We start from the raw sequence: 4,913 nt of genomic DNA, 5'->3' as shown, positions 1-4,913 counted from the left end.
CGACTTCAATTTCTTCTAATAGCAAAACTCGAAAAGAAGTATTATATCCAATATCTGATGCCCGAAAAGAGGAGCAGCAAGAAAGGCTTATAAATGAAGGGAAAGTGTTGTCGAAGGCAAAAAGCCCCTCCTTAGCAGGGGCTGGGGAGGCTTCTTTTAAACCTCGCCCTTTCTCCGGCGAACTCCAATCTTTCCACAAGAAAGGCTCACTAGTGGAAGACGGCGGACAAATCGGCTATCTGAAAGAACGTTACCGGGATGGAGCGGAGTTTCAACCCTTGGATTTAGCTTTTGACCAAAAAGCAAAGATCAGCCGGTATATAGAAATTCGTGATACCTACCATGCTTTATATGAGTACGAAGCGAAGAACCTGACCCTGCACGCCTCGCTCCGGGGTAATTTGAATATCGTGTACGATAATTTTGTCCGCCGCTACGGTAATCTCAATGATAAGAATAACCTCGATGTTATCAAAATGGATAACGGAGGAGCACAAATACTATCATTGGAACGATTTACTCCCTCTCCGCTTGGAGAGAGCCGGGGTGAGATGGTCAAAGCCGATATATTTCATCGTCCCGTAGCTTTCAATCCCAATGAAATAACTATAGTCGGCACACCGGAAGAAGCATTGGCCGCATCGCTCAACAAATATGGTGAAATTGATATGAACTATATGCTTTCCCTGATGGAAGGAAAAGACCGGGATTCTTTAATGCACGACCTGGAAGGGCGTATCTATTTTAATCCGCTTATACGGAACTACGAGATACGTGATAAGTTTATCGCAGGAAATGTCGTTGAAAAATCGGAACAGGTTGGACGATATGTTACCAATCACCCCGATGATTTACGTTCGCTGGCATCACTGAAAGCCTTGCAGGATGCCGTACCGGAACCCATCCGCTTTAGTGAGTTGGATTTCAACCTGGGTGAAAGATGGGTTGATATGCAGATATACAGGGACTATGCAAGTAAGTTATTTGAAACCGATGTCGATATCCAATACTATGCTTCGCGGGATGATTTCCATGTCAGCGCGCAAAAGAGCAACCTGATTATCAATGAAAAGTTTGCAGTACAAAGCGAAAGCCAGTTATTTACAGGTATCCATCTGATGAAACACGCCCTGTTGAATACAACACCTAATATTACCAAAACAATTCAGGTTGTTGATAAAGACACAGGTGAACAGAGAAGTGTCAAAGTACCCGATGGAGAAACAGTACAATTAGCCAATAGTAAAATAGACGAGATCAGGAGCGGTTTTACCGACTGGCTGAACAGGCAGTCTCCCGAATTTCAAAATAAACTGGCGGATACTTATAACAAAAAATTCAACTGTTATGTGCGTCCCCGCTATGACGGCTCACACCAGACCTTCCCCGATCTTGACTTAAAAGGTTTGGGCATAGCCGACTTATATCCGAGTCAAAAAGACTGTATCTGGATGCTAAAGATGCTGGGCGGAGGGATAGCAGACCATCAGGTAGGGGCCGGCAAGACGTTGATTATGTGTTGCGGAGCCTATGAGATGAAGCGTCTGGGATTAGCCAATAAACCGATGATAGTAGGACTCAAAGCCAATGTCCATGAAATAGCTTCTACCTTTCGCGCAGCCTATCCCAATGCCAAGATACTCTATCCCGGTAAGGAGGACTTTACACCACAGAAAAGGCTAAAGATATTCAATGATATTAAAAATAACGATTGGGATGCAGTTATACTGACACATGACCAATTCGGTAAGATACCACAATCACCCGAAATGCAGCAAAAGATATTCCAATCGGAACTGGATTCGGTCGAAGAGAATTTGCGTGTATTGGAAGATCTGAGTGGTAAATCCGCGTCCAAACGTATGTTGCGGGGATTGGAAGTCAGGAAAAACAATCTGGAAGTAAAACTAAGCCTGTTGGCGGATACAATCAAAAACAGGACGGATGATGTAGTGGACTTTAAGATGATGGCTATAGACCATTTGTTTGTAGACGAATCGCATCAGTTCAAGAACCTGACTTTTACTACTCGCCATGACCGGGTTGCAGGATTGGGTAATCCCCAAGGAAGCCAACGGGCACTTAATATGCTGTTTGCCATCCGGACTATTCAGGAGCGAAACGATAAAGATTTGGGAGTGACATTTCTATCGGGTACTACTATCAGTAACTCTTTAACGGAATTATACCTCTTATTCAAATACCTGCGTCCGAAAGAACTGGAGAAGCAGGGCATTAATTCCTTTGACGCCTGGGCGGCTATCTATGCCAAGAAGTCAACAGACTATGAGTTCTCTGTCACCAACCAGATTGTACAGAAAGAACGCTTCCGTTATTTTATTAAGGTGCCGGAACTGGCTGCTTTCTACAATGAGATAACGGACTTTAGAACAGCAAAGGATATCGGCATAGACCGCCCCGAAAAGAACGAGATACTGCACAATATACCACCGACACCAGAGCAGGAAGTATTTATTGAGAAACTGATGGCTTTTGCCAAAACCGGGGATGCTACCATACTGGGCAGAGAACCATTATCCGAAAGTGAAGAAAAAGCAAAAATGCTGATAGCGACCGATTATGCACGCAAGATGTCACTGGATATGCGGATGATAAGCCCACATTTTGAAGATCATGTAGATAACAAGGCATCGCATTGTGCGGCCAAGATAGCCGAATATTATCAAAAATATAATACACAAAAAGGGACGCAGTTTGTATTCTCTGATTTAGGGACATACAAACCCAATGAGTGGAATCCTTATTCGGAGATTAAACGTAAATTAGTAGAAGATCACGGTATTCCTGCCCATGAGATACGTTTTATACAGGAAGCCAAGACCGATAATGCACGCAAAGCAATGATAGATGCCATGAATGCAGGACGCATTAGGGTGCTCTTCGGTTCGACCGGTATGCTGGGAACAGGGGTTAATGCACAGAAACGGTGTGTCGCTATCCATCATGCCGATACACCCTGGCGGCCGTCAGACCTGTCACAACGGGACGGACGCGGCATACGAAAGGGAAATGAAGTGGCCAAACTCCATGCTGATAATAAGGTCGATGTAATTATCTATGCCGTAGAAAAAAGCCTCGATTCTTACAAATTCAACCTGTTGCAGAATAAGCAGACGTTTATCAACCAGCTGAAATCCGGCAATCTGGGTAGCCGTACCATTGACGAGGGCAGTATGGATGAAAGCTCGGGTATGAATTTTTCGGAGTATGTGGCTATCCTGTCGGGTAATACCGATTTATTGGAGAAAGCCAAGCTGGAAAAGAAAATCAATGCGCTCGAAAGTGAGAAGAAAGTTTTTAATAAGAGTAAGTCTTCGGCTATCTATCAGTTTGAGGATAGCACACGCACGATTGACGGCAATAAGGAGCTGATATCCCGGATGACAAAAGATATGGAAACCTTCAATAGCCGTGTACAGACTGATAAGGATGGCAACAGGCTCAATCCGGTCAGATTGGATAACCTGGACAGCAACGATACGAAGATTATTGGCGATAAGCTCAACGAGCTGGCTAAAAATGCCCGTACCAACGGCGAATATTTCAAAATAGGTGAGTTATATGATTTTAAGTTGCTTGTCAAAACAGAAAGCGGAATCAAAGAGGGTATGTCATTCAAAGACAACCGCTTCTTTGTGGAAGGGGAAGGCGGTGTCAAATACAGCTACAACAACGGCCATCTGGCCCTCGATCCGGTACTGGCTTCGAAGAATTTTCTGAATGCGCTGGATAAAATTCCTAATCTGATTGGGAAGTACGAAAAGGAAAATGAGAAGCTATCGAAAGATTTGCCTGTACTAAAGGAGGTGATGGAGGCCACATTCAGAAAAGAACCTGAACTAAAGGAACTCAAATCGCAGTTGGACTCGATCAGCAGGCAGATTAATTTGTCTTTAGCCAGTAAAGACGAAGGACAGGGAGTGCCGGAGCAGAAAACAGATGTAAATACGGCATCGGATAAAAACGTAAAATCCAATACACAGGAACAAATACAAGACACCCGTTCGGGGCAGGTGATGACGATCAAAGAGATTGTAGCAGCCAATCCCGGAAGGATTGTTATTACTAAACCCGATACAGGAACCAAAGAGGTCGTAGTGCAAGACAAGGAAGAGAAGCTAAGCCTTTCCTCAAAACCCAAAGGATTGAAAATGTAAAAAATATTAGATCATGAAAGAAGCGATAATATTAGATTCGGAGTCATATAAAAGACTGGAAGAAAAAATAGATAAGATTTTCGAATACATAAAGGATAAACAAGTTCCAGAGAATATCAACATAGACGAAGAATGGGTAGATAGCTATGAAGTGTGTACCTTTCTTCGTATTAGTGAACGTACTCTCCAGCGTTTACGCACTAATGGAGTTATTTCTTATTCCATCCTTTCCGGCAAAACCTATTATACTATTGCCGAGATAAAACGGGTACTCAAAGAACGGCTAATAAAATCGGGAGAAGAATGCCTGGATGATTTAATAAAAAATCATTGTCAATATAAGCAGAGCAGAAAAAGTAATAAATAGAACGTTTTAAGTAGCGAGAGCAGAAACAAAACCTGTTTTGGTTATGCCGAGTCACGACAACCAACGGTCACAGGAGCGAAGCATATGTAAAACGACTGATGTTATTGAACGTTTTTGCTAAGCAATGAGGGCAGAACCAAATTTATTTGAGCTATGCCATTGCGAAAAAACGACTAATGAAATTGAACTATTATCTCCAATATCCATAAAAACGGTTTGGGGCTTATAATTATGAAAACTATATTTATTATTCGGAAGTATATATTTGAGATGTTGGAGAGAGGAATGTACAAATCGCATACAGGGCGGATGGAGATTACTTTACTATTTTTTGTCTTAAGTTTTTTGACCTTAATTTCTTAAAATAG

2 protein-coding genes are annotated in these 4,913 nt (G+C 42.5%); both read left to right on the top strand.

The genetic code is table 11. The features are described 5' to 3' along the window. The coding region (locus D0T53_RS07310) for a helicase-related protein (RefSeq protein ID WP_255489408.1) at positions 1 to 4,178 on the top strand (4,178 nt) is incomplete at its 5' end. 13 nt (positions 4,179 to 4,191) lie between these two features. Continuing rightward, positions 4,192 to 4,545 (top strand): helix-turn-helix domain-containing protein, encoded by a 354-nt coding sequence (locus D0T53_RS07305; protein WP_163266381.1) that lies wholly within the window; start codon positions 4,192 to 4,194, stop codon positions 4,543 to 4,545. The last annotated feature ends 368 nt before the right edge of the window (positions 4,546 to 4,913 follow it).

Source organism: Dysgonomonas sp. 216 (assembly GCF_010501065.1).
In the GTDB taxonomy this organism is placed as follows: Bacteria; Bacteroidota; Bacteroidia; order Bacteroidales; family Dysgonomonadaceae; genus QVMM01.
The sequence above is the reverse complement of the archived record's forward strand: the minus strand, read 5'-3'. Positions and strand labels throughout refer to the sequence as shown.

Bases quoted from the DNA above. Each gene is read 5' to 3' on its own strand.
- D0T53_RS07305 (WP_163266381.1), top strand. From the start codon at position 4,192: ATGAAAGAAGCGATAATATTAGATTCGGAGTCATATAAAAGACTGGAA.